This is a genomic window from Aquitalea palustris (genome assembly GCF_003693445.1).
In the GTDB taxonomy this organism is placed as follows: Bacteria; Pseudomonadota; Gammaproteobacteria; order Burkholderiales; family Chromobacteriaceae; genus Aquitalea; species Aquitalea palustris.
Window position 1 is genome coordinate 1 of the sequence record NZ_RFAR01000031.1, and the last position, 26,182, is coordinate 26,182.

General features: G+C 63.9%; 26 protein-coding genes. 11 read left to right on the plus strand and 15 right to left on the minus strand.

Annotated features, from left to right (window positions below):
• The coding region (locus EAY64_RS08730) for a methyl-accepting chemotaxis protein (RefSeq protein WP_233566478.1) at window positions 1-420 on the plus strand (420 nt) is incomplete at its 5' end.
• A gap of 48 nt (window positions 421-468) precedes the next feature.
• Here the strand turns inward: EAY64_RS08730 and EAY64_RS20375 are convergent.
• Together EAY64_RS20375 and EAY64_RS08735 are read right to left on the minus strand one after the other, a co-directional pair.
• The gene (locus EAY64_RS20375) at window positions 469-636 is read right to left on the minus strand and encodes a hypothetical protein (RefSeq protein WP_158604643.1); all 168 of its coding nucleotides are present in this window, start codon (window positions 634-636) and stop codon (window positions 469-471) included.
• Between the two features lie 208 nt (window positions 637-844).
• On the minus strand, window positions 845-1,825 hold the full coding sequence (locus EAY64_RS08735) for a LysR family transcriptional regulator (protein ID WP_199734420.1): 981 nt from the start codon (window positions 1,823-1,825) through the stop codon (window positions 845-847).
• A 169-nt stretch (window positions 1,826-1,994) separates the two neighbouring features.
• Here EAY64_RS08735 and EAY64_RS08740 point away from each other — a divergent pair, with 169 nt between their 5' ends.
• The 4 genes from EAY64_RS08740 to EAY64_RS08755 are packed head-to-tail and all read left to right on the plus strand — an operon-like array spanning window position 1,995 to window position 6,261.
• Window positions 1,995-3,293 carry an MFS transporter gene (locus tag EAY64_RS08740; protein ID WP_103524386.1) on the plus strand — a complete coding sequence of 433 codons (1,299 nt, stop codon included), beginning with the start codon at window positions 1,995-1,997 and terminating at the stop codon, window positions 3,291-3,293.
• A 15-nt stretch (window positions 3,294-3,308) separates the two neighbouring features.
• On the plus strand, window positions 3,309-4,067 hold the full coding sequence (locus tag EAY64_RS08745; protein ID WP_103524387.1) for a class II aldolase/adducin family protein: 759 nt from the start codon (window positions 3,309-3,311) through the stop codon (window positions 4,065-4,067).
• Window positions 4,064-4,993 (plus strand): 2-hydroxyacid dehydrogenase, encoded by a 930-nt coding sequence (locus EAY64_RS08750; RefSeq protein WP_103524388.1) that lies wholly within the window; start codon window positions 4,064-4,066, stop codon window positions 4,991-4,993. The genes EAY64_RS08745 and EAY64_RS08750 overlap by 4 nt, the downstream gene beginning before the upstream one ends.
• A 38-nt stretch (window positions 4,994-5,031) precedes the next feature.
• A complete protein-coding gene (locus EAY64_RS08755; protein ID WP_103524389.1) occupies window positions 5,032-6,261 on the plus strand; it encodes a Zn-dependent hydrolase in 1,230 nt (409 codons plus the stop codon).
• Between the two features lie 13 nt (window positions 6,262-6,274).
• On the opposite strand, the gene EAY64_RS08760 is transcribed toward EAY64_RS08755, so the two are convergent.
• From EAY64_RS08760 to EAY64_RS08780, 5 genes are all read right to left on the minus strand, one after another.
• The gene (locus EAY64_RS08760) at window positions 6,275-7,489 is read right to left on the minus strand and encodes a GGDEF domain-containing protein (RefSeq protein WP_199734421.1); all 1,215 of its coding nucleotides are present in this window, start codon (window positions 7,487-7,489) and stop codon (window positions 6,275-6,277) included.
• A gap of 126 nt (window positions 7,490-7,615) precedes the next feature.
• Entirely contained in the window at window positions 7,616-7,960 is a 345-nt protein-coding gene (locus tag EAY64_RS08765; RefSeq protein WP_103524391.1) for a cupin domain-containing protein, read from the minus strand.
• 118 nt (window positions 7,961-8,078) lie between these two features.
• A complete protein-coding gene (locus EAY64_RS08770; protein WP_199734422.1) occupies window positions 8,079-9,476 on the minus strand; it encodes an NAD(P)/FAD-dependent oxidoreductase in 1,398 nt (465 codons plus the stop codon).
• A gap of 30 nt (window positions 9,477-9,506) precedes the next feature.
• Window positions 9,507-10,334, minus strand: a complete 828-nt coding sequence (locus EAY64_RS08775) for an AraC family transcriptional regulator (RefSeq protein ID WP_103524392.1) — start codon at window positions 10,332-10,334, stop codon at window positions 9,507-9,509.
• Window positions 10,335-10,397: 63 nt separating this feature from the next.
• Window positions 10,398-11,330, minus strand: coding sequence for a LysR substrate-binding domain-containing protein (locus EAY64_RS08780; RefSeq protein ID WP_103524393.1), 933 nt, complete (start codon window positions 11,328-11,330; stop codon window positions 10,398-10,400).
• A gap of 102 nt (window positions 11,331-11,432) precedes the next feature.
• On the opposite strand from EAY64_RS08780, the gene dsdA reads away from it, so the two are divergent.
• The gene (gene dsdA / locus EAY64_RS08785) at window positions 11,433-12,743 is read left to right on the plus strand and encodes a D-serine ammonia-lyase (protein WP_103524394.1); all 1,311 of its coding nucleotides are present in this window, start codon (window positions 11,433-11,435) and stop codon (window positions 12,741-12,743) included.
• Here dsdA and EAY64_RS08790 read toward each other — a convergent pair.
• From EAY64_RS08790 to EAY64_RS08810, 5 genes are all read right to left on the minus strand, one after another.
• Window positions 12,732-14,507: an ABC transporter transmembrane domain-containing protein gene (locus tag EAY64_RS08790; RefSeq protein WP_103524395.1), complete on the minus strand. Its 1,776-nt coding sequence runs from the start codon at window positions 14,505-14,507 to the stop codon at window positions 12,732-12,734. The two genes, dsdA and EAY64_RS08790, sit on opposite strands and share 12 nt — an antisense overlap.
• A gap of 99 nt (window positions 14,508-14,606) precedes the next feature.
• Window positions 14,607-14,795: a YgaP family membrane protein gene (locus tag EAY64_RS08795; protein ID WP_103524396.1), complete on the minus strand. Its 189-nt coding sequence runs from the start codon at window positions 14,793-14,795 to the stop codon at window positions 14,607-14,609.
• A gap of 133 nt (window positions 14,796-14,928) precedes the next feature.
• Window positions 14,929-15,585: a Crp/Fnr family transcriptional regulator gene (locus EAY64_RS08800; RefSeq protein ID WP_103524397.1), complete on the minus strand. Its 657-nt coding sequence runs from the start codon at window positions 15,583-15,585 to the stop codon at window positions 14,929-14,931.
• Window positions 15,582-16,157, minus strand: a complete 576-nt coding sequence (locus EAY64_RS08805; protein ID WP_158604644.1) for a 3'-5' exonuclease — start codon at window positions 16,155-16,157, stop codon at window positions 15,582-15,584. The genes EAY64_RS08800 and EAY64_RS08805 overlap by 4 nt, the downstream gene beginning before the upstream one ends.
• 121 nt (window positions 16,158-16,278) lie before the next feature.
• A complete protein-coding gene (locus EAY64_RS08810; RefSeq protein WP_103524399.1) occupies window positions 16,279-17,199 on the minus strand; it encodes a LysR substrate-binding domain-containing protein in 921 nt (306 codons plus the stop codon).
• A gap of 163 nt (window positions 17,200-17,362) precedes the next feature.
• Here EAY64_RS08810 and EAY64_RS08815 point away from each other — a divergent pair, with 163 nt between their 5' ends.
• Together EAY64_RS08815 and fghA are read left to right on the plus strand one after the other, a co-directional pair.
• Window positions 17,363-18,496: an S-(hydroxymethyl)glutathione dehydrogenase/class III alcohol dehydrogenase gene (locus EAY64_RS08815; protein WP_103524400.1), complete on the plus strand. Its 1,134-nt coding sequence runs from the start codon at window positions 17,363-17,365 to the stop codon at window positions 18,494-18,496.
• Window positions 18,497-18,557: 61 nt separating this feature from the next.
• Entirely contained in the window at window positions 18,558-19,391 is an 834-nt protein-coding gene (gene fghA, locus EAY64_RS08820) for an S-formylglutathione hydrolase (RefSeq protein WP_199734423.1), read from the plus strand.
• A gap of 62 nt (window positions 19,392-19,453) precedes the next feature.
• On the opposite strand, the gene EAY64_RS08825 is transcribed toward fghA, so the two are convergent.
• Together EAY64_RS08825 and speB are read right to left on the minus strand one after the other, a co-directional pair.
• A complete protein-coding gene (locus tag EAY64_RS08825) occupies window positions 19,454-20,821 on the minus strand; it encodes a sodium:solute symporter family protein (protein ID WP_103524402.1) in 1,368 nt (455 codons plus the stop codon).
• Between the two features lie 84 nt (window positions 20,822-20,905).
• A complete protein-coding gene (gene speB / locus EAY64_RS08830; protein ID WP_103524403.1) occupies window positions 20,906-21,862 on the minus strand; it encodes an agmatinase in 957 nt (318 codons plus the stop codon).
• Window positions 21,863-21,969: 107 nt separating this feature from the next.
• On the opposite strand from speB, the gene EAY64_RS08835 reads away from it, so the two are divergent.
• A complete protein-coding gene (locus EAY64_RS08835) occupies window positions 21,970-22,917 on the plus strand; it encodes a LysR family transcriptional regulator (RefSeq protein WP_226034218.1) in 948 nt (315 codons plus the stop codon).
• A gap of 6 nt (window positions 22,918-22,923) precedes the next feature.
• Here the strand turns inward: EAY64_RS08835 and pdxH are convergent, their stop codons facing one another.
• Window positions 22,924-23,565 carry a pyridoxamine 5'-phosphate oxidase gene (pdxH, locus tag EAY64_RS08840; protein WP_103524404.1) on the minus strand — a complete coding sequence of 214 codons (642 nt, stop codon included), beginning with the start codon at window positions 23,563-23,565 and terminating at the stop codon, window positions 22,924-22,926.
• A gap of 193 nt (window positions 23,566-23,758) precedes the next feature.
• Here pdxH and hemA point away from each other — a divergent pair, with 193 nt between their 5' ends.
• Both hemA and prfA read left to right on the plus strand, forming a co-directional pair.
• A complete protein-coding gene (hemA, locus tag EAY64_RS08845) occupies window positions 23,759-25,012 on the plus strand; it encodes a glutamyl-tRNA reductase (RefSeq protein ID WP_103524405.1) in 1,254 nt (417 codons plus the stop codon).
• Window positions 25,012-26,088: a peptide chain release factor 1 gene (gene prfA, locus EAY64_RS08850; protein WP_103524406.1), complete on the plus strand. Its 1,077-nt coding sequence runs from the start codon at window positions 25,012-25,014 to the stop codon at window positions 26,086-26,088. Before hemA ends, prfA begins: the two co-directional genes overlap by 1 nt.
• Window positions 26,089-26,182: the final 94 nt, after the last annotated feature.

Consider the following 26,182-nt stretch of genomic DNA (forward strand, 5'->3'; position numbering starts at 1 on the left):
GGCCGTGGCTTTGCCGTGGTGGCCGACGAGGTGCGCAAACTGGCCGAGCGCACGACCAAGTCTACCCAGGAAATTTCCTCCACCATCGAAGCCATGCTGGGCAATGCTGTCCAGGCCACTGCCCAGATGCAAAAGGCAGAAGAGCTGGTGAAAGTGGGCGTGACGCGTGCCGATCAGGCTGCGGTGGCCATGCGCCGTATTGGCGAACTGGCGGGTAGTGCGGTTCAGGGCAGCGATGCCGTGGCCGCGGCCATCCAGCAGCAGGGCGAGGCCAGCAACAATATTGCCGCCATGGTGGAAAGAACGGCACAGGCTTCGGAAGAGGCCAGCGCGGCAGCCCAGCATACGGCACAGAATGCCGCCCAGCTGGACGAGATGGCGCGGCTGCAGGCGGATATTCTCGCCCGCTACCAGGTGTGATGGCGCCGCCGTCCCGGGCCGTGCTCAGGGCGCGGCCGGGCGGCTGACTCAGGCCTTGGTATTGATCAGCGAGCCTACATTGCCACCCGGGCTGACCGCTTGCTCTGCTTCCGGGGTGGTGGTGGACGGTGCCGGCGCAGGTGCCGGACGATTGCTGCTATTGGTTTTGGGCATATAGCTGCCATAGCTGCTGGCGGGTGAAATGGGCATTGCCATCTGGTTTGACTCCTGGCGGTCTGGTGGTGATATCTGGATGGTCCCGGCACAAGCCAGCAAGCCCGGCAGGGGATGCCCTGCTACAGCAATATCCGTACCAGCTTCTTTTGCGGCTGATTTTTCTTTTCTTATCATCGCTTTACATTTATTGACGCCAATCTTGCCGCTGACTGGCAATCTTTGCCGCCGCCTGCCGGTTTGCACAGGCCTAAGCGCCTTCGCCGTGCTCCGGCCCGGGCAAACAGTGCTGCAAGCCCTCCAGAAATACGCTTTCCGCCACGCTCAGCTTCTGCTCGCGATTCCACAGCAAATAAATATCCAGATCGGCAATGCCGGCAGCTGGCGGCAGCCGCCATAGCTCGCCTTGCGCCACATCACGGGCCGCCACGTGTTCCGGCAGGCTGCCTATGCCAAAGCCGGCACGGACCAGCCGCCGCACTTCTTCCAGGCTGGAAGAGGCGGCAATGATCTTGCCGGTATAGCCTTGCTGGTCGCGGAAGATGGTCAGCGGTGACAGGTTGTCGCCAATCTGGTCGCTGACGAAGCTGACAAAATTCTGTCCCTGCAATGACTCCATCGTCAGGTCGCGCCGGCCAAACAAGGGATGGCTGCGGCCACAATAAAATGCATAGCGCTGGGTGATGAGACAGCGCCGTTCCAGCCTGGCCTGTGGCAGGCGACACAGGCCCAGCCCCAGGCTGGCGGTTTTTTGCAGCAGGCCGCTGATGATGTCGGCACTGCGCATGACTTCCACCTCCAGCTCCACCCGTGGGTACTGCTGATGAAAGCGGGCCAGATAGGCATCGTAGTGCGCTGCCTCCAGCCCGGTGGCGCACAGTATGCGCACCTTGCCCAGCATGTCCTGGCTGCGGTTTTCCAGCGCAGCGCTCAGCCGCGACACATTGCCGTAGATATCGCTGGCGATGCGGAAGATTTCATCGCCGGTTTCGGTCAGGGTGAAGCGCGTCCCCTGCCGCAATATCAGTGTGCATTGCAACTGTTCTTCCAGCCGTTTCAAGGCCTGGCTCACCGCCGACTGCGTGACATGCAAACGTGCAGCCGCTCGGCTGATGCTGCTTTCCTGGGCAATTACCAGATAAGTCCGCAGCAGATTCCAATCCAGCCTGTCGCTCAGAAAACGCCGTCCTGCTGTCATGTTGGCCTGGGTTATCCCCGTTGTTTTTGCCATGCTCGGCCTACCTTCTTGCTATTAGTTTTGCTTATTTCAAACTTCAATTTTGATAATTTTACTAATGATAATGCCCATGCGATAAACCCTCAACGCGCCAGCAGAGCGCAGACCGACGTGCATGTCGCCCGATCTTGAACACGCATCTACAAATAAGAGGAATCCCCCCATGACCCAAGCCTCCAGCCAGTCGCGCCGAGCTGCGGCGGCGGCCTTCATTGGCACCACCATCGAGTTTTACGATTTCTATATCTACGCCACCGCAGCGGCCCTGGTGCTGGGCCAGGTGTTTTTCCCCAGCAGCGATCCCACGCTGAGCACGCTGGCCGCCTTTGCCACCTTTGCCGTCGGCTTTATCGCCCGCCCCATGGCCGGCATGGTGTTCGGCCACCTGGGCGACCGGCTGGGACGCAAGAAAATGCTGTTGTTCACCATGGCACTGATGGGCGTGGCCACCGCCGGCATCGGCCTGTTGCCCAGCTATGCCAGTGCCGGCATCTGGGCGCCCATCGGCCTGGTGGCCTTGCGCTTCATCCAGGGTATTTCAGTAGGTGGCGAATGGGGCGGGGCCGTGCTGATGGCCAGCGAACACGCACCGCCCAAGCGCAAGACCTTCTATGCCTCGTTTGCCCAGCTGGGCAGTCCGGCCGGGCTGATCCTGTCGCTGATTGCTTTCCGGCTGGTCACCTCGCTGGATCAGGCCGACTTTCTCAGCTGGGGCTGGCGCCTGCCTTTTCTGGCCAGCGGCCTCTTGATGTGCGTGGGCCTGGCCATCCGCATCGGCGTGGACGAGTCGCCGGAATTCAAGGCGGTACAGGCCGAACACAGCACGGCGAAATATCCGGTGCTGGAAGTGGTACGCGATTGCTGGCGTGAAATCCTGTTTGCCGCCGCTGCGGTCACCATCGGCTCGGCCGGCTTCTTCTTCACCAACACCTTCATGATCACCTATGTGACCCAGTACCAGGGCATTGCCCGCTCCACCATCCTGGACACGCTGTTCCTGGTGACCATCCTGCAGTTCCTGTCGCAGCCCTGTTCGGCCTTGCTGGCGGAGAAGATCGGCGAAGGCTATTTCCTCAAGATCGTCTCGCTGCTGTGCGTGGTGCTGCCCTATCCCATGTTCCTGCTGGTGGAAACCGGCAACATCCTGCTGATGACCGCGGGCATTGCCATGGCGGTGATCACCCTGTCCGGCCTGTATGCGGTGATTGCCGGCTACATGGCCGAAGCCTTTCCGGTGCGGCTGCGCTATTCCGGCATTTCGCTGGCCTACCAGCTGATCTGCGCCCTGGCCGGCGGCACCACGCCGCTGATCGGCACCTGGCTGGCCAGCCGCTTTGCCGGCCAATGGTGGCCGCTGGCAGTGTTTTTCTCGCTGCTGTCCCTGGTGTCCTTTGTCGGTGTGTACGGCTTGTCCCGCCTGCGGCGGCAGAGTACGTCGCCCGAGCTGGTCTTTGTCCGTTAATCCCTGGAGAACCTCATGAATCAAGCGGCCCGATTTTCCCCTGAAGAATGGCAGGCACGCTGCGAACTGGCAGCGCTGTACCGGCTGATCGCCCATTTCCGCATGACGGACATGATCGATACCCATATTTCGCTGCGCATTCCCGGCCCCGAGCATCATTTCCTCATCAACCGCTACGGTGTGCTGTTCCAGCACATGCGCGCTTCCGACCTGGTGCGCATCGACCAGCATGGCAATGTGGTGGGCGGCGACGGCGAGCTGCAGCGCGTCAACAAGGCGGGTTTTGTCATTCACTCCGCTGTGCACATGGCGCGGCCCGACCTGCACTGCGTGGTGCACACCCATACCGCAGCCGGCATGGCGGTATCGGCGCAGGAACACGGCCTGCTGCCGATCACCCAGCATGCGCTGAAGTTTTATGGGCGACTGAGCTACCACGAGTACGAGGGCATTGCCCTGTCGCTGGAAGAGCGCGAACGGGTGGTGGCCGACCTGGGCCCGTACAACAAGGCGCTGATCCTGCGCAACCACGGCCTGCTGGCCGGTGGCCGCTCGGTGGCCGAGGCCTTCCACGAAATCTACTTCCTGGAACGCGCCTGTCAGGCACAGGTACAGGCCATGGCCGGCGGCGCCCAGCTGCACTACCCCAGCGAGGCAGTACGCCAGCACACCTCGGCCCAGTTTGCCCGTAGTGATGAAGAAGAAATCATCGCCCTGGGCTGGCAGGCGGCGCTGTCGCTGATTGCCGATCAACAGCAAAGCTATGCCTCATGAGCACGGTTGTTCTGCTGACCGACGATGCCGAGCTGATGGCGGAGCTGCGCCAGGCCTTCGCCCAGGTGGCACCCGCGCTGCGCGTGCTTCAAGCGCACGAGGCGGGTGCCAGCGAAGCGGAAGTCGCCGCCTGCTGGTTTCCGCCCGCGGGTGCGCTGCAGGCGCTGCCAAAACTGCGGCTGATCCATTCCGTGTCTGCCGGCATCGAGCATCTGGACACGGCCGGCGACCTGCCGGCCGTGCCGGTATGCCGGGTAGTGGACCCGGAACAGCGCCAGGGCATGGTGGAATTCATGCGCTGGGCGGTCATCCACTATCAGCGCCACTTCGACCTGGTGCTGGCCAGGCAGCAGCAGGCGCGCTGGCAGCGCCCGCCGCAAATACCGGCCGGGGAATACCGGGTGGGCGTGCTGGGACTGGGCTCGATGGGCAGTGCCGTGGCACAGGATCTGGCCGGGGCCGGCTATGCGGTGCGCGGCTGGTCGCGCAGCCCCAAGACGCTGGCCGGGGTGGACTGCCATCACGGCGACAGCGGCTTGCAGGATTGCCTGACCGGGCTGGATTTGCTGATCAATCTGCTGCCGCTGACCACGGCCACCGCAGGACTACTGAATAGCCGGGTGTTTGCCGCACTGGCCCCGGGCGCGGTGCTGGTGAATGGCGGCCGTGGCCAGCATGTGGCGGCTGCGGATCTGGCAGCGGCCCTCAGCAGTGGCCAGCTGCGCGCAGCCTTGCTGGACGTGTTCGAGCAGGAACCACTGCCAGCAGATCATCCGTGGTGGCACACGCCGGGCGTTACCGTCACCCCGCACATGGCCTCGGCGGCCTCGGCGCGCTGCATTGCCAGCCAGATCGCCGCGAACACGCAGCGACTGCTGACCGGCGCAGCCCTGCTGCATCGCGCCGACCCGGCGCTGGGCTACTGACCACCGCGCCCTGCCAACCAATATTAAGGAGAACGAGCATGCTGACCGTGAATGGTCCACGTTTATGGAATAGCCTGATGGACATGGCCAAAGTCGGCCCCACCGCAGCAGGCGGCAATTGCCGGCTGGCCTTGTCAGCAGAAGACTTCGCCGGCCGCGCCCTGTTTGCCGACTGGTGCCACCAGGCCGGCATGAGCCTGGATACCGATGCCATCGGCAATCTGTTTGCCCGCCGCGCCGGGCGCGACCCGCAAGCCAAGCCGGTGGTGATGGGCAGCCATCTGGACACCCAGCCAGCCGGTGGCCGCTTTGACGGCATTTATGGTGTGCTGGCCGGGCTGGAAGTGGTACGCAGCCTGAACGATGCCGGCATCACCACCGACAAGCCGCTGGAAATCGCGGTATGGACCAATGAAGAAGGCGCGCGCTTCACCCCGGCCATGCTGGGTTCGGCAGCGTTTTGCGGTGTATTGCCGCTGGAAGAGGCCCTGGCGGCAGAAGACGCACAGGGCATCAGCGTGGCCACCGCCCTGGCCGGCCATGCCGGCAACCTGCCGCTGGGCCGCGCTTTTGATGCCTATTTCGAAGCCCATATCGAACAGGGGCCTATCCTGGAACAGGCCGGCCTGCCCATCGGGGTGGTAACCGGCGGCCAGGCCATCTGCTGGCTGGATGTGCGGGTCGCCGGCAGCCCGGCCCACGCCGGCACCACGCCGATGCACCTGCGCCGCGATGCGCTGTTTGCCGCCAGTACCATGATCAGCCGGCTGGAACAGCTGGCCGGTGAATTCAGCCCGCACGGGCTGGTTACGGTGGGGCAGCTGGCCATTCCCGGCTCCTCGCGCAATACCATTCCCGGCCAGGTCCACTTCACCATCGACCTGCGCCACCATCAGGACGCGCAGATCGCAGCCATGGAGCAAGACGCCCGCACCCTGCTGCAGCAACTGGCCACCGCACGCGGCCTGACGGTCGACATCCGGCAGCACTGGTTCAGCGCCGCCACGCCATTCGACCGCGACTGCATCGGTGCGGTACGCCAGGCAGTCACCGCGCTGGGCTATCCGCATCAGGATATCGTCAGCGGTGCCGGCCACGATGCCATCCATCTGGCCCGGCACTGTCCCACCACCATGATTTTCATTCCCTGCGTGGGCGGCATCAGCCACAACGAGGCAGAAGACGCGCTACCGCAAGACATCCGCATGGGCGCTGATGTGCTGCTGGGTGCGGTGCTGCAACGGGCCGGCGGGCTGCTGGCAGGCTGAGGCCGGGCAGGGTTCAGTCACGGCCCGCCACCATGTCATCCGTCGCCAGCTGCAGCTGGTTTCGCCCCTGCTGCTTGGCGCGATACAGCATGCGGTCGCAGCAGGCCAGCAGGTCGGTGGCGTCACGCAAGCCTGGCAGGCTGGACAAGGCCGCACCCACGCTGATGGTGAGATGGGGCGGCCCGTCCGGGCGGTGGTGGTGTTCAACCTGCAAGGCCGCCACCTGCTGCAGCAAACGCTGGCCGATGCGCCGCAACTCATCCTGGCGGCCGCTTTGCAGCAGGATGGCAAACTCTTCGCCGCCATAGCGGAAGGCGCGGGCCTGCCCGCTGCGCAGGCTGTTTACCATGGCGCTGGCCACCTCGGCCAGCACATGATCGCCCGCCAGATGACCATAGTGGTCGTTATAGGGTTTGAAAAAATCGATATCCACCAGCAGCAGGGCAAAGGGCCGGCCATGCTGGCTCATCTGCAGCCAGAGTTGTTCCAGCTGCAGATCAAAGGCACGGCGGTTGCCCACCTGGGTCAGCGCATCGGTGGAGGCCAGCATTTGCAGCCGCCGGTTCAGCGAGGACAGCTCGTTCTTGCGTCTTGCCTCTTCCTGCGAGGCATAAAACGCCAGCCGCACGCTGCTGGTGGTATTCCAGCTCATGAACAGACAGAACAACAGCACCGGCAGATAAACCAGCGAAAACACCAGCAGCGGCTTGCTGTCATGTGGATTCATCAGCGCCACATTGCCGATGATCACCAGCGAAATGGCCAGCGAGCTGGCCAGCGCCCCCTTGAACGACACCCGCACGCCCAGATTGGCGAACACGATGAAAATCAGCGAGGCATAGAGAAAAGTGGGCACATCCGGCGAATGGCTGCGCTTGAGCAGCTCGAACCAGGCCACGGTGGCAATCAGGTCGTGCAGCGGCATCAGCTGGTCCAGCAGCAGGATGTTGCGGCGGCGACGACCGAACACCAGCCAGATATCCAGCATGGCCACCAGCAACAGGACACTGCGCAGCAGCAGCGATGCTTGCGCCATGTCGGGAATCAGCAGGGCATCGGCCAGCACATAAGAGAAAAACGCCAGCGCGGCGATGATATTGGTCAGCAGCAGAAAACCGCGATGGTGCTGCCAGATATAGGCTTCAAACTCCGGCCACAGTGCCTTGGGGATGTCGACCCGCCAGCGGCCGGACAAGGCGAGCGGCTGGTCTGATGCAGTATTGAACACGGGACTTGGCTTTGGCATGCAGCTGCCATGAGGGGGGAGCGGCCAGTTTAGGCCAAGCCCCCTGGCCCGTCTAGCGTGACATGCCGTCGTCCTTATCGTCGCGAGCGCCGGCTGCTGCGCTTGCTTTCAGTCCGGCCACAGCACATAGGATTTGCGCACGGTTTCCGTCACTTCCCACACTCCTGTGCTATTAGCGGGGAAAAACAGTGCATCGCCCGCGCGAATGTCGATGGCCTCCCCATCATCGGGAATGAAGCGGCAACGCCCCTGGATAAAGTGGCAAAACTCCGCCTGCATGATCTGGCGCCGCCAGCGCCCCGGGCTGCATTCCCAGACGCCGGTTTCCACCCCGTCCGGACGCTCGACGGCATGCACGCGGGTGGCCGCGTGCGGCAAACCCAGCGGCATGGCCACCGGGCTGGGTGCGGATAGCGGAAGGTCGCCGCATTGCGGCAGCAGGGTAATCGACATGATGGTTCTCCGCTGGCAGGCACTGCCTGCAAATAGTCTGGCTTTGGGGGGCCGGTCGCAGTGGCAGCCGGCCATCTTCTGTTGTGTCAGCCGCCATTGAACATGGCCAGGCGGCTGGCTAGCGCATCAGGCTTTCCATCCGGTCAGCCAGCCGCTGTGCCAGCCGGCGCTGCCATGCCGGGCTGGCGGGGTTATTCAGCGTCTGGTCTTCCCAGACAAAGCTCTTGATGATGGCGTTGTAACCCAGCCAGCGCAGCGGCTCCGGCTCCCAGCGGCCCAGGCTGGCCACGGTTTTTACCCAGGGCTGGCGGGTAAGCAGTGTGTCCTTGCCCAGCATCAGCTCGGCCAGGGTCCGCCCGGCCAGATTGCTGGCGCCCACGCCTTCGCCACCATAGCCACCGGCCCAGGCCAGGCCGTGGCCGGCATCGCACACCATATGCGGCTGGAAACGCCGCGCCGCACCCAGATTACCGCCCCAGCCATGGCTGATGCGCGCCCCGGCCAGCATGGGAAACAGCTCCACCATCAATTGGCGGCGCAGATTGATTTCGTCCGGACTGAGCTGGAAATCCTGCCGCAGCTTGCCGCCAAAGCGATAGCCGCCACGGGCACCAAACACCAGCCGGTTGTCGCGGCTGCGCTGGCCATAGCTGACCTGGCGGCTGTTTTCGCTGAAGGCCTGGCCATGTTCCAGCCCGATTTCCTGCCACAAGGCCTCGGACAAGGGTTCGGTGGCAATGATCAGGCTCTGCACCGGCAACTGGTAACGGCCCAGCGGCGGCAGGGTGCTGGCATAGCCTTCCACCGCCGGCACCACCCAGCGCGCCCGCACCCGGCCATGGGCGGTGCGCAACTCGCCGGTACCCAGCGTGTCGACCCGGCTTTGTTCGTAGATGGTTACCCCCATGCCTTCCACGCAGGCCGCCAGGCCGCGCACCAGCCGCGCTGGCTGAATGGTGGCGACATGGGGCGAAAACACCGCGCCATAGGGCGTGGCCAGCCGCAGCTGCTGGTTCAGCTCCGCCACGTCCAGCCAGCGATAATCGTCCTCGCCATGGCCATGGGCGCGCCAGTCGACCAGTTGCTGGCGCAGCCGGCTTTCCTGCTCGGGATAGCGGGCGGCGCAGTACAGCACCCCGCCCTTGCGGTAATGGCAGTCGATGCCTTCGCGGGCGATGACCCGGCCCACTTCATCGGGAATGTCATGCAGCAGGGCACGGCTTTGGCTGCGGGCGAGCGGGTCCAGCCCGGCCAGCAGCCGGTCTTCGCCCAGCACCTCGCCAATCACCCAGCCGCCATTGCGGCCGGATGCGCCAAAGCCGGCGATCTCGGCCTCCAGCACCACGATGTTCAGATCCGGGGCCTGCTGTTTCAGGTAATAGGCCGTCCACAAGCCGGTAAAGCCGGCACCGACAATGGCCACATCGGCTTCGATATCGCCAGTGAGCGCCGGGCGCGGTGCCAGGCTGTCGCCCAGCTGTTCCATCCACAGGCTGATCTTGTGTGTTGCGCCCATAAGCAGGCCTCCATGAAAGAAGCCTGCAGCTTAGACCTTGTGCTGGTCGCCGGTCGTCTGTGCGGACCCGCACGGAAAACGCCGCAGCCAGGCGGCGGGAGTCAGGCCGGTATGGTCGCGGAAACAGCGGTAGAACACCGATAGCGAATTGAAGCCGGCGGCGAAGGCCAGCTGGTCGATGCGCGCCATGCTGTCGGCGGCGGGCAGGCTGGCCAGCAGATGCTGCAGCCGCGCCTGGTTGACGTAGCGGTAAAAGCTTTGCCCCAGCACCTGGTTCAGCAGATAGGACAGCTGGTTGCGGCTGTAGCCGGTGGCGGCGGCCACGGCGGCCAGATTGCAGTCGGCCTGCAAATAAGGCTGCTGCTGGTGGAAATAGCTGTGCAGGTCTTCCGCCATGCGCCCCAGCTGACGGGCCGACAGGCCCAGCCTTTGCAGCGGGCTGCGCTGACTGGCTACGCCGCCGCCATCCTTGTCGCCGTGCTGCAGGGTGGCATATTCGCGCACGCGCCAGATCAGCCCCTCGCGCACGGTAATGGCTTCGCTGCTCTGAAACGAAGCCTGCCCGCCACGCAGCACCAGCTGGTACTGGATGAAGGCGGTATCGCCATCCACGCGGATGCGGTCGCAATGCTCCAGCCGCTCGGCCTCGCCCTGCGGCAGCGAGGCTTGCACGTAGTCGCGCAGCTCGGCCAGGTGGAACACGCGGTTTTGCAGGAAATCGTGATAGGCGATGTCCGGATGGTACAGCGCCAGGATGTCGTCCAGCCGGCGCTGTTTCCAGGCCTGGTGGTAGCGCAGCACCACCTGATGGGTGGCCGGCTGGAAACCGCAGCGGTCGTGCGCAAGATCAGTACTCATGGGATGGCATGCTGGCAAAGAGGCATGAGCAATGTAGAGCAATCCGTCCGCCTCAGCCAGCTTTCAGCAGCCCAGCACGGCCTGGCGCTGCCGGGCAAACTGCTGGCACTGCTGCTGCAACCACTGGCAGAACAACCGTACCCGGCTGTCCTCCGGCCGCAGGCTGCGCAGCACATAGCGCGCGGGCGCTGCCACCACGGCGGGGAAAACCCGCTGCAGACGGCCGGCTTCCAGCAAGTCCAGCACCTGTGCCGTACGCGCCATGGCCACGCCCTGATGATTCAGCGCCGCCGCCTGCGCCAGACTGGCCAGATTGCACTCCACCTCCTGCCAGACGCTAGCCTGGAACTGGCAGTCAGCCGGGGCCTGTTGCTGCCAGCACTGCCATTCGGCAAAGGCCGGTGCGCCATCCCAGGCCGCCGTGTCATGCAGGCGCGTCAGGCTGCTCGCGCTCACCAGTGCCGGATGGGCGGCCAGAAAAGCCGGGCTGGCTACTGGCAACAGGAATTCATCCAGCAGCGGCAGCGCGGGCAGCTCGGCATCCTCATCCGGGTCGTAGCGGATGCTGATATCCACCCCGGCCGCCAGCATGTCCAGCCGGCGCATGCGCTGGAATTCCGCCCGCAGCCTGACGGTGATGGCCGGGTACTGGCGCTGGAAATCCGCCAGCCTGGGCATCAGCCAGTCCAGGGCAAAGGACGGCGCGCAGCTGATCTGCAAGACCTGCTCCTCGGCCGCCAGTTGCTGCAAGGTGGCATCAATGTCTTGCAAGGCCGTGCTGACGCTGCGCTGCAGCGTCTGGCCCTGCGGGGTAAGCTGCAGGCGGCGGTGCTGACGCAGAAACAGTGGATAACCCAGGCGCTGTTCCAGCTGGCGCATCTGCTGACTGACCGCACTCTGGGTCAGGTGCAGCTGGCTGGCAGCGGCGGTGAAGCTGAGCAGGCGGGCCGCCACGTCAAAGCAACGCAGGCTGGCCAGAATGGAAGCATCCAGCATTTTGCATAAGTCCGGCTAATGGTTACAGCAGCAAGTATCGCTTTTTACGGTCAGGAATACAGCCCTAGAATGACAGCAGTTCATACCACTGGAGCCTGTCCCATGTCTGCGCCGCTGCCACCCGCACTATTAGCCACACTACAAGCACGCCAGCCACTGCTGTGGCTGAACCCGCAATTGGGCAGCGCCCTGCCTGCGAGCGCCCCCACGCCGCAGGCGGTTGCCGCCGCCGAGGCAAGGCTGCAACGCTGTGCCGGGCTGCTGGCTGAGCTATTTGCCGAACTGGCGGCCACCCGGGGGCAGATCGAATCGCCGCTGTGCGCGGCCAGCGCGCTGCACACGGCACTGGGGCTGGGCCCGGCCGCAGGCCGTACCCTGCTCAAGTGTGACCATGCCTTGCCGGTGGCCGGTTCGATCAAGGCGCGTGGCGGTTTTCACGAGGTGCTGGCCCATGCCGAGGCCCTGGCCTTGCAGCACGGCGTAATACAGCCGGAGGACGACCGCCGCCTGCTGGCAGGCGCAGCAGCACGATGCTTGTTTGCCAGTCATCGTGTGGTGGTGGGCAGTACCGGCAATCTGGGCCTGAGCATCGGCATCATGGCGGCAGCGCTGGGCTTTCAGGCGGTGGTGCATATGTCGGTGGAGGCCAAGGAATGGAAGAAGGCGCGGCTGCGCCAGCGCGGCGTCACCGTGGTGGAACATGCCGGCGACTACGCTGCCGCCGTGGCGGCGGGCCGTGCCACTGCCGAAGCCGACCCCAACAGTTATTTTGTCGACGACGAGCACTCGCTGCCGCTGTTACTGGGCTATGCCGCCGCCGCCCGCCCGCTGGCGGCGCAGCTGGCGGCCAGTGGCATCAGCGTGGATGACGCGCATCCGCTGTTTGTCTATCTGCCCAGCGGCGTGGGCGGTGCACCGGGGGGAATCTGTCACGGGCTGAAACAGCTGTTTGGCCAGAACGTGCATTGCTTCTTTGCCGAACCGGTGGCCTCGCCCTGCATGCTGGTGCAGCTGGCCAGCGGCAGCGATGCGCCGCTCTCGGTCTACGACATCGGCCTGGATAACCGCACCGAAGCCGATGGGCTGGCGGTAGGCCAGGCCTCGCCCCTGGTGGCCCCGCTGATGCGCAGCCAGCTAAGCGGGGTATTCACCGTGGATGACGATGCCCTGTTCCGCCAGCGCCTGCTGGTGGAAGACCACGGCGGCATGGCCGTGGAACCCTCGGCAGCCGCGGCGGTGGCCGGGCCGGGCTGGCTGTGCAATAGCCGGGCCGGTCAGGCTTATCTGGCGGCGCACGGCCTGCAACAGCAACTGGCGGACAGCCATCACCTGATCTGGACCACCGGAGGTTCGCTGGTACCGGCCGAGGAACACCAGCGCTTCCGCCAGCGCGGCCTGTTATTACAGGGCTGAACCGGCAGCAAACTGCAGCGCTGCCAGCCGCGCATACAAGGGCGAGCTGTGCAGCAGCTCTTCATGCCGGCCTTGCGCCACAATGCGCCCGCCTTCCAGTACCACGATACGGTCGGCCTCTTTCACCGTGGCCAGGCGGTGGGCAATCACCAGCGTGGTGCGGTTGGCTGCAGCACGTTCCAGCGCCTGCTGCACCAGCTGTTCGGATTCGGCATCCAGCGCGCTGGTGGCTTCGTCCAGCAACAGGATGGGCGGGTTTTTCAGGATGGCGCGGGCAATGGCAATGCGCTGGCGCTGGCCACCGGACAGGCGCACGCCGCGCTCGCCCAGATAGGTGGCATAGCCTTGCGGCAGGGCCTGGATGAAATCGTGGGCGGCGGCGGCTCGGGCAGCAGCGAAGACTTCTTCATCGCTGGCACCGGGCCGGCCATAGCGGATGTTTTCCAGCGCACTGCTGCCAAAGATCACCGAATCCTGCAGCACCACGCCGATGTGCTGGCGCAAATCGGCCAGCGCCAGTTGGCGGATGTCCACACCGCCCAGGCTGATCGCACCCTGCTGCGGATCGTAGAAACGCAGCAAGAGCTGGAACAGCGTGGACTTGCCGGCACCGGAGGGGCCCACCAGCGCCACATGCTCGCCGGGCGCCAGTTCCAGATCGATCTGGCTGAGCGAGGGTTGCTCCGGCCGCGAGGGGTAGGCAAAGCTCACCTGTTGCAAACGCAAGCGGCCAGCAGCAGGCAAGGCATGCGGCCGGGCGGGTTCGGTCACCGGCGAGGTCAGTTGCAGCAGTTCCATCAGCCGCTCGGTAGCGCCGGCAGCGCGCTGCACATCGCCCCATACCTCGGCCACTGCGCCGATGGCCCCGGCGGTTACCACCGCATACAGGATGAACTGCGCCAGCAGGCCGCCGCTCATCTGCCCGGCCAATACCTGCTGCGCGCCCAGCCACAACACGAAGACGATGGCGCCGAAGATCAGCATGATCACCGCCACCGTCAGCAGCGAGCGGGCACGGATGCGCGCCAGCGCGGTGCCGAAGCTCAGTTCCACCGAGCCGACAAAGCGCTTGGCTTCCGCTGCCTGCTGGTTGAAGGCCTGCACGGTGGGAATGGCATTGAGCACTTCCCCGGCCATGGCGCTGGAATCGGCAATACGGTCCTGGCTGGATTTGGACAGCGCCCGCACCCGGCGGCCAAACAGCACGATGGGCAGCACCACCAGCAACAGCGTCACCAGGATGTAGCCGGTGAGGCTGGGGCTGGTCATGGCCAGCATCACCAGCCCGCCCAGCATCAGCAGTACATTGCGCAAGCCCATGGACAGGCTGGTGCCGATCACCGTCTGCACCAGCGTGGTGTCGGTGGTGAGGCGCGACAGTACCTCGCCGGTCTGGGTGGTTTCGAAATACTGCGGGCTCATGCTGATGACGTGGCGGTACACCGCGCTGCGCACATCGGCCGTTACCCGCTCACCCAGCCAGGACACCAGATAAAAGCGCCCGGCGGTGGCCAGCGCCAGCACCACCGCCACGCCAAACAGCATCAGGAAATACTGGTTGATGTGACCGGCATTGCGGCTGGAAAAGCCCTGGTCGATCAGCACGCGGAAGGCCATCGGCAACACCAGCGTGGACACGGCGGCCACGGTAAGTGCCAGCAGCGCCAGCCAGGCACGGCGGCGATAAGGACGCATGAAAGGCAGCAGACCCAGCAGTGGGCTGATGCGTTGCAACAGGGGACGGGCGACGACAGGTGTGGACATGGAGAAAAAGACAGAGTGGAGGCGTCGTCAGGCTACACCATGCCATCGCCCACTGCCATGCATACCGGTGACCGGGTCACCGGCAGCAGGCTGCGGCGCTTATTTCAGCTTGCAGGTCTTGATGCCAAACGGCAGATAGGCCGGACACCAGCGGATCAGGCCGGTGGCCAGCGGCACGATGCCGATCCAGCCCCAGGCCGGCAGCAGGCCGGCCATGGTGGCGATGATCAGGGCGATGCCGATGACGATGCGCAGGGTGCGGTCGATACCGCCTACATTCGGGGACATGCTGTTCTCCTCGGGTTGGCGCCATGCAGATGGCGATGAGGAGAGGCTAGCGCTTGCGACGAGTGGCTTCAGTGACTAGATCACATAGCAGCGCAAGAAGAGGCAAAGCGGCCGCAACCACCACAGTCGCGGTTTATTTGCCGGCCAGTTGCTGCAGGGCGCCGCTATCCAGCAATTGCAGCTGGCCACGACCCAGCTGGATCCAGCCACGGCGTTCGAAGTCCTTGAGCTGGCGGCTGATCACTTCGCGCGCGCTGCCCAGTTCGGCCGCCACTTCCTGATGCGTCAGGCTCAGCGCCGACTGACCACGCGCACGTTGTAGCAGGCAGGCGGCCAAGCGCTGGTCGATGCGGCCAAAGCTCACCTCTTCGATCAACAACAGCAGGTCGGCAATGCGGCTGCCATAGGCGCGAAACACGAAATCGCGAAAGGCCGCCGAAGTCGCCAGCAACTGGCGAAAGGCCGGAATCGGCAGCGCCTGCGCCGCAATGGCGGTTTCGGCCACGCCTTCGGCATCGTAATCGGTGCCGCTCATCAGGCAGGCGGTGGTGACAATGCAGGTTTCACCCGCCTCCACCCGGTACAGGGTGATTTCGCGGCCGTTTTCGCCCACCTTCTGCACCCGGATCTGCCCCTCCAGCACAAACAGATAGGCCTGGCAGGGACTCCCCTCGCGAAACAGCACCGTGCCTTCCGCTACGCGCACTGGCTGGCTGTGCGCCTGCAACAGCTGGCGGCTGGCGTCGTCCAGCCCGGCCAGCGCGGCAAAGGAGCCGGTCCAGTCGCTCATGCCGCCCGCTCCGGCAGCAGGCCACGTGCTTGCAGCTCCTGATACACCCGCAGCGCCACCCAGGCGTCGTTGCCAGCATAGGCTTGCTGCGCCGGGCTCAGCGGCAGCCGCGACCAGTTGGTGGTGGACAGCTTTTTCGATTTGCGAAAGTACTGGCCAAACAAACGCGCCACCGCCTGCACCGCGCCCACCGTAATGCGTGCGTCCTCGGAGGGCAGCAAGTTGCCCAGATCGATCAGCCCACCACACTCCACCCCCAGCCGGCTTTTCAGCAGGGCTCGGTCGGACACCAGATCGAAGCCCACCAGCGGATGGGCCGGATCGGCCAACAAAGCCTTGATTTCATCCGGCAGCACGCCCTTGACCACCGGCACCAGCCAAGCGCGCTGGCTGTCGGCCAGCTGGATCAGGTGCGGGCCGTCCGATTCCTCGCCCTTGCGGAAAGTGGGCTTGGATTCGGTATCAAAACCCAGCAAGGGCGCGGCCAGCAAATCCGGCAAGGCGGCAGCCAGCGCCTGCGGGTTGTCGAGCATGCATACCTGGTCTGGGGTCAGTGCCGGAAACAACGGCATGGTTTTGATTTCTTCGCGGGGGATTTGCCGGGTCAGCATCATGTGGGCCTTGCATGCAGAGCGCCGCCCGGCAACAGGCCGGCGGCAATGCCGGCATGATACGGCAAAGCAGCCCGGGGTTTCACCGCGCTGGCAATATTTGTCCACCGGCAGCAGGCAGTAGGGGGTTAAAAGCCGGCAGGCACTCGGCCAGGTAATCCACCAGCATGCGCACCTTGGGCGAGAGCTGTCGGTTATGCGGATACAGTGCCCAGATGCCCTCATCCGGCTCACGATAGGCGGTAAGCAATTCCACCAGTGCGCCGCTGTGCAGATGACGCGCCACGTAGTAATCGGGCAGCTGGACAATACCCACGCCTTGCAGCGCGGCATGGGTCAGCGCGTGGCCGCTATTGCAGCGCAGGCTGCCTTTCACCCGCAGCAGGCGGCGCTTACCGCCCTCTTGCAGATGCCAGAAATCATTGCTGCCCAGCAGGCAGTTGTGGCCATCCAGCTCGGACAGGCTGTTGGGCAGGCCGTGACGCTGCAAATAAGCCGGGGCCGCGCACACATGCTGACGGCGGCTGGCCAGCCGGCGTGCCACCAAGCTGGATTCGGCCAGATGCCCCAGGCGGATGGCCAGGTCATAGCCTTCGGCCACCAGGTCCAGCACCTGGTTAGTGAGATTGAGCTGGATGTCCAGCGCCGGGTATTGCTGCAGAAAGGCGGTGATCAGCGGCGCAATATGGCTTTCGCCATAAGCCACCGGGGCGGTGAGCTTGAGCCGGCCCTGCGGCACCGCCTGGTGCAAGGACAAGGCGCGTTCGGCCTCGTCCAGCCCGTCCAGCAACTGGCGGCAATGTTGCAAATACAGCTGGCCGCTTTCGGTCAGTGTCAGCTGGCGGGTGGTGCGGTATAGCAGCTGCACATGCAGGCGCTGCTCCAGCCGGGTGACTTCGCGGCTGACCTGCGCCACCGACAAGTCCAGCGCCCGTGCCGCGCGGGTAAAACTGCCCAGTTCGGCCACGCTGACGAATTCGCTCACCCCTTGCCATGTCGGCATTATTGCTCCTGAGAAAAAATCATTTACCGTTTAGGCAGATTATCTACAAAAACAGTCGCAATACAATGGTGCTTTACTGCTGTCCGCCAGCAGCCCTACCCAGCCGACCCGCACATGGCAGCATCTTGCCGTTGCGGGCGGATTACCCCGTCAGGAGATCGCCATGAGTCAAGACATCATCAAGTGCAAGGCCGCCGTAGCCTGGGCCGCCGGCCAGCCGCTGTCCATCGAGGAAGTGGAAGTGGCCCCGCCCAAGGCGGGCGAGGTACGGGTGAAGCTGGTGGCCACCGGCGTGTGCCATACCGATGCCTACACCCTGTCCGGGGCCGATCCGGAAGGCATTTTCCCCTGCATCCTGGGCCATGAAGGTGGCGGCATTGTCGAGTCGGTGGGCGAAGGCGTCACCAGTGTGGCGGTGGGCGACCATGTGATTCCGCTGTACACGCCGGAATGTGGCGAGTGCAAGTTCTGCAAGTCCGGCAAGACCAATCTGTGTCAGAAAATCCGCGCCACCCAGGGCAAGGGCCTGATGCCGGACGGCACCACCCGCTTCTCCAAGGATGGCCAACCCATCTACCACTACATGGGCACTTCCACCTTTGCCGAATACACCGTGCTGCCGGAAATTTCGCTGGCCAAGGTGAACAAGGCTGCACCGCTGGAAGAAGTCTGCCTGCTGGGTTGTGGCGTCACCACCGGCATGGGGGCGGTGGTGAACACTGCCAAGGTGAAGGCGGGCGATACCGTGGCCATTTTCGGCCTGGGCGGCATCGGCCTGTCGGCCATCATCGGTGCGCGCATGGCCGGAGCCAGCCGCATCATCGGCATCGACATCAACGACAGCAAGTTTGAACTGGCGAAAAAACTGGGGGCAACCGACTGCATCAACCCCACGCTGTTCGACAAGCCGATTCAGGACGTGATCGTGGAAATGACCGACGGCGGCGTGGACTTCTCCTTCGAGTGCATCGGCAATGTCAATGTGATGCGCTCGGCGCTGGAATGCTGCCACAAGGGCTGGGGCGAGTCGGTGATCATCGGCGTGGCCGGTGCCGGGCAGGAAATCTCCACCCGTCCCTTCCAGCTGGTGACCGGCCGGGTATGGCGTGGCTCGGCCTTTGGCGGCGTGCGTGGCCGTTCCGAGCTGCCGACGTATGTTGAGCGTTACCTGAAGGGCGAATTCCGTCTGGACGACTTCATCACCCACACCATGCCGCTGGAAGAGGTGAACACCGCCTTCGCGCTGATGCACGAGGGCAAGAGCATTCGTTCCGTCATCCACTACGGCAAAGACTAAGCGCCACCCTGCCGGGCCGCCACTGTTGCAGGCCCGGCTGTTTCGGGAGACGGAAATGAATCTGGAAAACATCAGCAGCAACCGCTGCTTTGGTGGCTGGCACAAGCAGTATCTGCACGATTCGGCGGTGCTGGCTTGCCGCATGCGTTTTGCCATCTACCTGCCGCCACAAGCGGCACAGGGCGACAAGGTGCCAGTGCTGTACTGGCTGTCCGGCCTGACTTGCACCGACGAAAACTTCATGCAGAAAGCCGGCGCACAGCGTCTTGCCGCCGAGCTGGGCATGGCCATCGTGGCCCCGGACACCAGCCCGCGCGGTGAAGGCGTGGCAGACGATGCGGCCTACGATCTGGGCCAGGGCGCAGGCTTTTATCTCAACGCTACCCAGGCCCCGTGGAACCGCCATTACCGGATGTACGACTATGTCAGCCGCGAACTGCCGGCGCTGATCGAGGCGCACTTTCCGGTAAGCCAGCGCCGCGCGATTGCCGGCCACTCCATGGGCGGCCACGGTGCGCTGATCTGCGCGCTCAAGCGGCCGCAGGACTATGCATCGGTATCGGCCTTCAGCCCGATTGCCAATCCGCTGAATGTGCCATGGGGGCAAAAAGCCTTTGCCGCCTATCTGGGCGAAGACCGTCAGCAATGGCTGGCGTGGGATGCCTGCCATTTGCTGGAGCAAGCAACACAGCTGCCGCCAATGCGGGTGGATATTGGCCTGGCTGACAATTTTCTGGCCGAGCAGCTCAAGCCGGAAGCACTGGAAAACGCAGCCCGTGCCGGCGGCCATGCGCTACAGCTGCATCGCCATCCCGGTTATGACCACAGCTATTACTTCATTGCCAGCTTTATCGAAGAACAGCTGCGCTTTCACGCCGGGCATCTGGCCGGCTAAACCAGCGGCAGATGCAAAAACAGCCGGGCAACCCGGCTGTTTTGCTGTCGACCAGCGCTCGGTCAGATACCGGCGGCCTGGCGTTGCTCCTTGCGGGTAACCAGGCTGACCAGCACAAAGCTGAGCACGCTCACCGCCAGGCTCAGATAGATGGGCACGTTGGAGTCCAGCCCATAGCTGATCATGGCCAGAATGGCCGTGCCACAGCCCAGCACCATGCTGCTGATGGCCCCCGGCGTGGTGGCACGCGGCCAGAAAATGGCCCCCAGCAAAGGTACCAGCATACCCGCCACCAGCAGGTTGTAAGCCAGGGTCAAAGCGCTGATCACATCACTCACCAGCATGGCCAGTACCAGCACCAGCAGGCCGACCAGCAGGGTAACGATGCGGTTGGTCCACAGGCTGCAGCCATCGCGGCCGCTGAGGTCTTCGGTCAGCGTGGTGGACGCGGCCAGCAAGGCAGCACTGGCGGTAGACATCATCGCTGCCAGGGCAGCGGCAATCACCAGCCCGCGCACCCCGTCCGGCAAGCCTTCCTTCACCATGGCGGCAAAGGCATTGGCCGGCACCGCCAGATCAGGCAGCAAGACCTTGGTGGCCATGCCGATGGCGGCACAGACCAGGCCATACACAATGCAATACACCCCGGCGATGCTGCCAGCGTAGCGCGCCACGCCCTCGCTGCGTGCGGTGAACACCCGCTGCCAGATATCCTGGCCAATCAGGATGCCGAAGAAGTAGATGACAAAGTAGGTCAGGATGGTATCGCCACCAATACTAGTGAAGCTGAAGTAGGACGCCGGCAGCTTGGCCGCCAGCTGCTCCCAGCCGCCCACACGGTACAGGCAGATGGGCAGCAGGATGAACATCAGGCCGATGGTCTTGATCAGGAACTGCACGATGTCGGTCAGCGTCAGCGACCACATGCCGCCCACGGCGGAATACAGCACCACCACGCCACCGCCAATCACCACCGCCATCCAGAACGGCAGCTCGAACAAGACCTGCATCACCGTGGCAATGGCCAGCACCGAGGTCACGCTGATCATCACCGCATACATCAGCATCACCAGCGCACTGGTGCGACGGGCCACGGTGTTGTAGCGGCGCTCCAGCACCTGGGTGACGGTAAACACCTTCAGCTTGAGCAGCGGCTTGGCCATGAACAGGTTAAGCACCAGAATGCCGCAGCCCAGTGCAGCACAGAGCCAGAAGCCGGAAATGCCGTACACATAGCCCAGCTTGACGGTGCCCACCGTCGAGGCCCCGCCCAGCACGGTGGCGGCCATGGTGCCCATGTAAAAGCCCGGCCCCAGATTGCGGCCCGCCACCAGGTATTCTTCGCGGCTGGTGGCGCGGCGCATGCCCAGCCAGCCCAGTGCCAGCATGCCGGCGATATAAATGAACACGACGAAAATATCGAGTCCCATGGTTTTCTCCTAAGTGTGCCTTTGTTGGCAATTGGCTATGAACGGATTGTCATGGGCCGCTCTGTGGCGGCCTGGATGGCGTGCTCAGCGGCGGATGGTCACACCCGGTAGCACACACAGCATTTCGAACAAGAGATTGGCCCCCAGCAGCGCGGTATTGCCGGTGGTGTCATAGGGTGGCGACACCTCCACCAGATCACCGCCCACCAGGTCCAGCCCCTGACAGCCGCGCACGATTTCCAGCGCCTGCACCGATGTCAGGCCGGCCACTTCCGGCGTACCGGTACCGGGCGCGAACGCCGGGTCGATGCCATCGATATCAAAGCTCAGGTAGACCGGGCCTGCGCCCAGCTGCTGGCGTACTTCCTGCATCAGCCCCTGCAGCGAGCGGTTCCAGCACTCTTCGGCCGGCACCACGCGAAAGCCCTGGCGGCGTGCCCAGTCGAAATCCTCGGCGGCATAGCCGCTGCCACGCAGGCCGATCTGCACCACGCGGCCCTGTGCCAGCAAGCCTTCTTCCTGCGCCCGGCGGAAAGTGGTGCCGTGGGCGATCTTTTCGCCAAACATTTCATCGTTGATGTCGGCATGGGCATCGACATGGATCAGCCCCACCGGGCCGTGCTTGGCGGCGATGGCGCGCAGGATGGGCAGGGTGACGGTGTGGTCGCCGCCCAGCCCCAGCGGGATCACGTCGTGCTGCAGCAGCTCGCGGTAGCCCGCCTCAATGCGCGCCACGCTGTCCAGCAGGTTGTAGGGATTGGTGGCGATATCGCCGATGTCGGCCACTTGCAGGGTGTCGAAGGGGGCGGCACCCGTGCCCATGTTGTAAGGGCGCAGCAGGACCGATTCATTGCGGATTTCACGCGGACCAAAACGGGTGCCGCTGCGGTTGGAGGTCCCGATATCCAGCGGCAGGCCGACAAACACGGCATCCAGGCCGGCGGCGGTTTCCACCTTGGGCAGGCGCATCATGGTGGCGATGCCGCCAAAGCGCGGCATGGCATTGCCGCCCAGCGGCTGATTGCGTTCAGCGATAGACATGCAGACTCCTGAAACTGAGGTTGAACGAGGGCTCAGTCTATTCAGGCGGCAACTTGGGAAAAATCACCGTATTCCACTGTTTACATTGATAAATCTGAATGTGTGTAATGACCGGCCTGACCCACCGCCATCACCGGGAACAAACCATGCTCAATACCCTGTCCAGCCTTGATTTACGCCTTATCAGGGTTTTTCGCGCCGTCGTCGATGCCGGCGGCATTTCAGCGGCGCAATCCACCCTGAATGTCAGCCAGTCCACCATCAGCAACCAGCTGGCCGCACTGGAAACCCGGCTGGGCTACCGCCTGTGCGAACGTGGCCGCGCCGGCTTTGCCCTTACCGCCAAAGGCAGCCAGCTACTCCACGCCAGCCGCCAGTTACTGGATGCCGCCGAGGCTTTCTGCGTGGAGGCGCGGCAGCTGGAACGCAAGCTGGTGGGACAATTAAGGATTGGCGTGGTCGGGCATACCACCATGCGGGCGCATGCGCGGCTATCGGAAACCATACGGCGCTTTCGCCAACGCGAAGAGGCGGTGGAACTGGTGCTGTCCATGCTGGCGCCCGGCACGCTGGAAGAAGCGCTGATCAATGGGGAAATCCATCTGGGCATCGGCTATTTCTGGCACCGCTCTCCCAGCCTGCAATACCTGCCGCTGTTCACCGAACACCAGGTCGCCTATTGCAGCCAGGAACACCCGCTATTCCGGCAGGCGGGCAATATTATGGTGGAGGAAGTCGCGCGCCACGACTGGGCCTGGCGCAGCTACCCGCTGCCAGACATCCCCTTGCCAGTGGAAAACTGGCGCATCACCGCGCGCGCCGACAATATGGAGGCAATCGCCGTGCTGATTCTCTCCGGCCATCATCTGGGCTTTCTGCCCGAGCACTTCGCCCGCCCCATGGTGGAGCAGGGCCTGCTGCGGGCGCTCAACCCGGCACAGCTGTGCTATCACCCCACCTTTCACATGGTGACGCGACAAAACTCACGCCAGAGCGAGGTAGTGAGCGCTTTCATGCAGGATTTGCTGGCGGCACACCAGTTACCACCAGCCTGAGCCGACTCAGGGAGCCAGTCGCAGCCGCTGCCAGCCAGCATCGGCCTGCAGCAGATAGACCACCCGGTCGTGCAGGCGGCTGGGGCGGCCCTGCCAGAACTCGATGCGGTCGGGGATCACCGCATAGCCCCCCCAGTGCGGCGGACGCGGCACACTGAGCGGATGCTTGACGCCAAACATGGCGGCGCGGCTGATCAGCACATTCTTGGAGCTGATCTCGGTGCTCTGCTCGCTGGCCCAGGCCCCCAGCCGGCTGGTATAGGGGCGGCTGGCGAAGTAGGCATCGGACACCTCTGGCGCCACCTGCTCCACCCGGCCCTCGATGCGTACCTGGCGTTCCAGCTCCGGCCAGAAAAAGGTGATGGAAACATAGGGATTGGCCGCCAGCTGCCGGCCCTTGCGGCTGAGATAATTGCTGTAGAACACCAGCTGGCCGTTTTCCACGCCCTTGAGCAGCACGATGCGTGCCGTGGGGCGGCCATCTTCGCCCACCGTGGCCACATTCATCGCCGTCGGCTCGTGTACCTGGGCGGTCATCGCCTCGTTCAGCCATAGTTCGAACTGCGCCACGGCATCCGGCAGGCAATCTTCCGGTGACAATTCCTTTTTCGAATAATCCTGGCGGATATCGGCAAGATTCAGCGACATGCGGTTCTCCTGATTCGGTCAGACGCCATGGTAAGTCAGAAGCCGGCAGCCGGGGTAGATCAAGCACGGCGGCAACAGCACTCATCGGAAAAAGTGCCGATGAATCAATCTGCTGGCGAAAAACCCCGTAGTTAGGGACGTTAGCTGTAACTTAGGCTAGAATACTGCATTTCCTCTGCGGCCTTTTCCGCTCATGCATCTGGTTGCCTTTGGCCTGAATCATCACACCGCCCCGCTGTCGGTACGCGAGAAGCTAGCCTTCCCGGCCGAGGTATTGCCCAACGCGCTGGAAAGCCTGGTGGGTTCGCACGCGGCGCGCGAGGCGGCCATCGTTTCCACCTGCAACCGCACGGAAATCTACTGCAACAGCAACAATCCCGAGCAGGCACTGCAGTGGCTGTCGCAATACCACGGCCTGCCGGTGGAAGAGCTACGCCCCTATCTGTACCAGCTGGATGCCAGCAGCGCCGCCCGCCATGCCTTCCGTGTGGCCTCGGGCCTGGATTCCATGGTGCTGGGGGAAACCCAGATCCTCGGTCAGCTGAAGGACGCCGTACGCGCCGCCGAAAATGTCGGCACGCTGGGCTCCTTGCTCAACGGCCTGTTCCAGCGCACCTTTGCCGTGGCCAAGGAAGTGCGCAGCAGCACGGCGGTGGGTTCCAGCTCGGTATCCATGTCCGCCGCTGCGGTAAAGCTGGCCGAACAGATTTTCCCCACCATCGGTGAACTGAACATCCTGTTCATCGGCGCGGGCGAGATGATCGAACTGGTGGCCACCCACTTTGCCGCACGCGAGCCTTCCTGTATCACCATTGCCAACCGTACGCTGGAGCGTGGCCAGAAGCTGGCCGAGCAGTTTGGCGGTAATGCCATCACCCTGTCCGAGCTGCCCGATGTGCTGCACCGCTACGATGTAGTGGTCACCTCCACTGCCAGCCAGCTGCCCATCGTCGGCAAGGGCCTGGTGGAGCGCGCCATCAAGGCCCGCCGCCATCGCCCCATCTTCATGCTGGATCTGGCCGTGCCGCGCGATATCGAAATCGAAGTCGGCAAGCTCAACGACGTCTACCTGTACACGGTGGACGATATTGCCAGCATCGTGGAAGTGGGCAAGGAAGCCCGCCAGAGCGCGGCGGAAGAGGCCGAGTCCATCATTCAGGCCCGTGTGGCCGAATTCAACGACTGGCTGAAAAAGCGCGAAACCGTACCGCTGATCCGCGCCCTGCGCGACGAAGCCGACCGTACCCGCCGCCATGCGCTGGAGGCCGCGCTCAAGCAGCTGGCCAAGGGCACGCCGCCGGAAAAGGTGCTGGAAAGCCTGTCGCAGCAACTCACCAACAAACTGATGCACCCCCCTACCCAGGCGCTGTCCTCCGGTAGCGGCGCGGAGCATGCGGCCGTGGTGGAAACCATCGCCCGCCTGTACCACTTACACCCGGAGTCGTAATGAAACCGTCGATTGCGACAAAACTGTCGCAGTTGGCCGATCGCCTGGAAGAGGTCACCCACCTCCTGGCCAGCGAATCGGCGACTGCCGATATGGATCAGTTCCGCAAGCTGACCCGTGAACACGCCGAACTCACCCCGGTAGTGGAAACCTTCCAGCAATACCAGCAGTGCGAAACCGATATCGCCACCGCCGGCGACATGCTGTCCGATCCGGACATGAAGGAATTCGCCCAGCTGGAAATCGATGAAGGCCGGGAAAAAATGGCCGCGCTGGAGCTGGAGCTGCAAAAGCTGCTGCTGCCCAAGGACCCCAACGACGAAAAGAACATCTTCCTGGAAATCCGTGCCGGCACCGGCGGTGACGAGGCAGCACTGTTCGCGGCCGACCTGCTGCGCATGTACACCCGCTTTGCCGAACGCAACCGCTGGCAGGTGGAAATCGTCTCCGCCAGTGAGTCCGACCTGGGCGGCTACAAGGAAGCCATCGTCCGCATCATCGGTTTCGGTGCCTACTCCAAGCTCAAGTTCGAATCCGGCGGCCACCGCGTCCAGCGCGTGCCGGCTACCGAAACCCAGGGCCGCATCCACACCTCGGCCTGCACCGTGGCCGTGATGGCCGAAGCCGACGAACTGGTGGATGTGGTGCTGAACCCGGCCGATCTGCGCATCGATACCTATCGTGCCAGTGGCGCGGGCGGCCAGCACATCAACAAGACCGACTCCGCCGTGCGCATTACCCACCTGCCCACCGGCATCGTGGCGGAATGTCAGGATGGCCGTTCCCAGCACGCCAACAAGGCCAGCGCCATGCAGGTGCTGGCGGCACGCATCAACGACATCCAGCGCCGCGAACAGCAACAGAAGGAAGCGGCCGAGCGCAAGAGCCTGATCGGCTCCGGCGACCGCTCCGAGCGCATCCGCACCTATAACTATCCGCAAGGCCGCATTACCGACCATCGCATCAATCTGACGCTGTACAAGCTGGATTACGTGATGGATGGCGATCTGGTCGAGCTGACCGACGCGCTGATCACCGAGCAGCAAGCCGAACTGCTGGCCGCACTGGGCGACTGATCGACACTGCGCGGTTTGCCCCGCAGCGGACATCGTTGTACACTCTGACCCCGAAAAAGCAGCCCTTGTCCGCAAGGGGGCCGGTTCATCCGGT

Coding starts and splice junctions, on each gene's coding strand:
- EAY64_RS20375 (WP_158604643.1), bottom strand. CDS start 636: ATGGCAATGCCCATTTCACCCGCCAGCAGCTATGGCAGCTATATGCCC.
- EAY64_RS08735 (WP_199734420.1), bottom strand. CDS start 1,825: ATGGCAAAAACAACGGGGATAACCCAGGCCAACATGACAGCAGGACGG.
- EAY64_RS08740 (WP_103524386.1), top strand. CDS start 1,995: ATGACCCAAGCCTCCAGCCAGTCGCGCCGAGCTGCGGCGGCGGCCTTC.
- EAY64_RS08745 (WP_103524387.1), top strand. CDS start 3,309: ATGAATCAAGCGGCCCGATTTTCCCCTGAAGAATGGCAGGCACGCTGC.
- EAY64_RS08750 (WP_103524388.1), top strand. CDS start 4,064: ATGAGCACGGTTGTTCTGCTGACCGACGATGCCGAGCTGATGGCGGAG.
- EAY64_RS08755 (WP_103524389.1), top strand. CDS start 5,032: ATGCTGACCGTGAATGGTCCACGTTTATGGAATAGCCTGATGGACATG.
- EAY64_RS08765 (WP_103524391.1), bottom strand. CDS start 7,960: ATGTCGATTACCCTGCTGCCGCAATGCGGCGACCTTCCGCTATCCGCA.
- EAY64_RS08770 (WP_199734422.1), bottom strand. CDS start 9,476: ATGGGCGCAACACACAAGATCAGCCTGTGGATGGAACAGCTGGGCGAC.
- EAY64_RS08775 (WP_103524392.1), bottom strand. CDS start 10,334: ATGAGTACTGATCTTGCGCACGACCGCTGCGGTTTCCAGCCGGCCACC.
- EAY64_RS08780 (WP_103524393.1), bottom strand. CDS start 11,330: ATGCTGGATGCTTCCATTCTGGCCAGCCTGCGTTGCTTTGACGTGGCG.
- dsdA (WP_103524394.1), top strand. CDS start 11,433: ATGTCTGCGCCGCTGCCACCCGCACTATTAGCCACACTACAAGCACGC.
- EAY64_RS08790 (WP_103524395.1), bottom strand. CDS start 14,507: ATGTCCACACCTGTCGTCGCCCGTCCCCTGTTGCAACGCATCAGCCCA.
- EAY64_RS08795 (WP_103524396.1), bottom strand. CDS start 14,795: ATGTCCCCGAATGTAGGCGGTATCGACCGCACCCTGCGCATCGTCATC.
- EAY64_RS08800 (WP_103524397.1), bottom strand. CDS start 15,585: ATGAGCGACTGGACCGGCTCCTTTGCCGCGCTGGCCGGGCTGGACGAC.
- EAY64_RS08805 (WP_158604644.1), bottom strand. CDS start 16,157: ATGCCGTTGTTTCCGGCACTGACCCCAGACCAGGTATGCATGCTCGAC.
- EAY64_RS08810 (WP_103524399.1), bottom strand. CDS start 17,199: ATGCCGACATGGCAAGGGGTGAGCGAATTCGTCAGCGTGGCCGAACTG.
- EAY64_RS08815 (WP_103524400.1), top strand. CDS start 17,363: ATGAGTCAAGACATCATCAAGTGCAAGGCCGCCGTAGCCTGGGCCGCC.
- EAY64_RS08825 (WP_103524402.1), bottom strand. CDS start 20,821: ATGGGACTCGATATTTTCGTCGTGTTCATTTATATCGCCGGCATGCTG.
- speB (WP_103524403.1), bottom strand. CDS start 21,862: ATGTCTATCGCTGAACGCAATCAGCCGCTGGGCGGCAATGCCATGCCG.
- EAY64_RS08835 (WP_226034218.1), top strand. CDS start 21,970: ATGACCGGCCTGACCCACCGCCATCACCGGGAACAAACCATGCTCAAT.
- pdxH (WP_103524404.1), bottom strand. CDS start 23,565: ATGTCGCTGAATCTTGCCGATATCCGCCAGGATTATTCGAAAAAGGAA.
- hemA (WP_103524405.1), top strand. CDS start 23,759: ATGCATCTGGTTGCCTTTGGCCTGAATCATCACACCGCCCCGCTGTCG.
- prfA (WP_103524406.1), top strand. CDS start 25,012: ATGAAACCGTCGATTGCGACAAAACTGTCGCAGTTGGCCGATCGCCTG.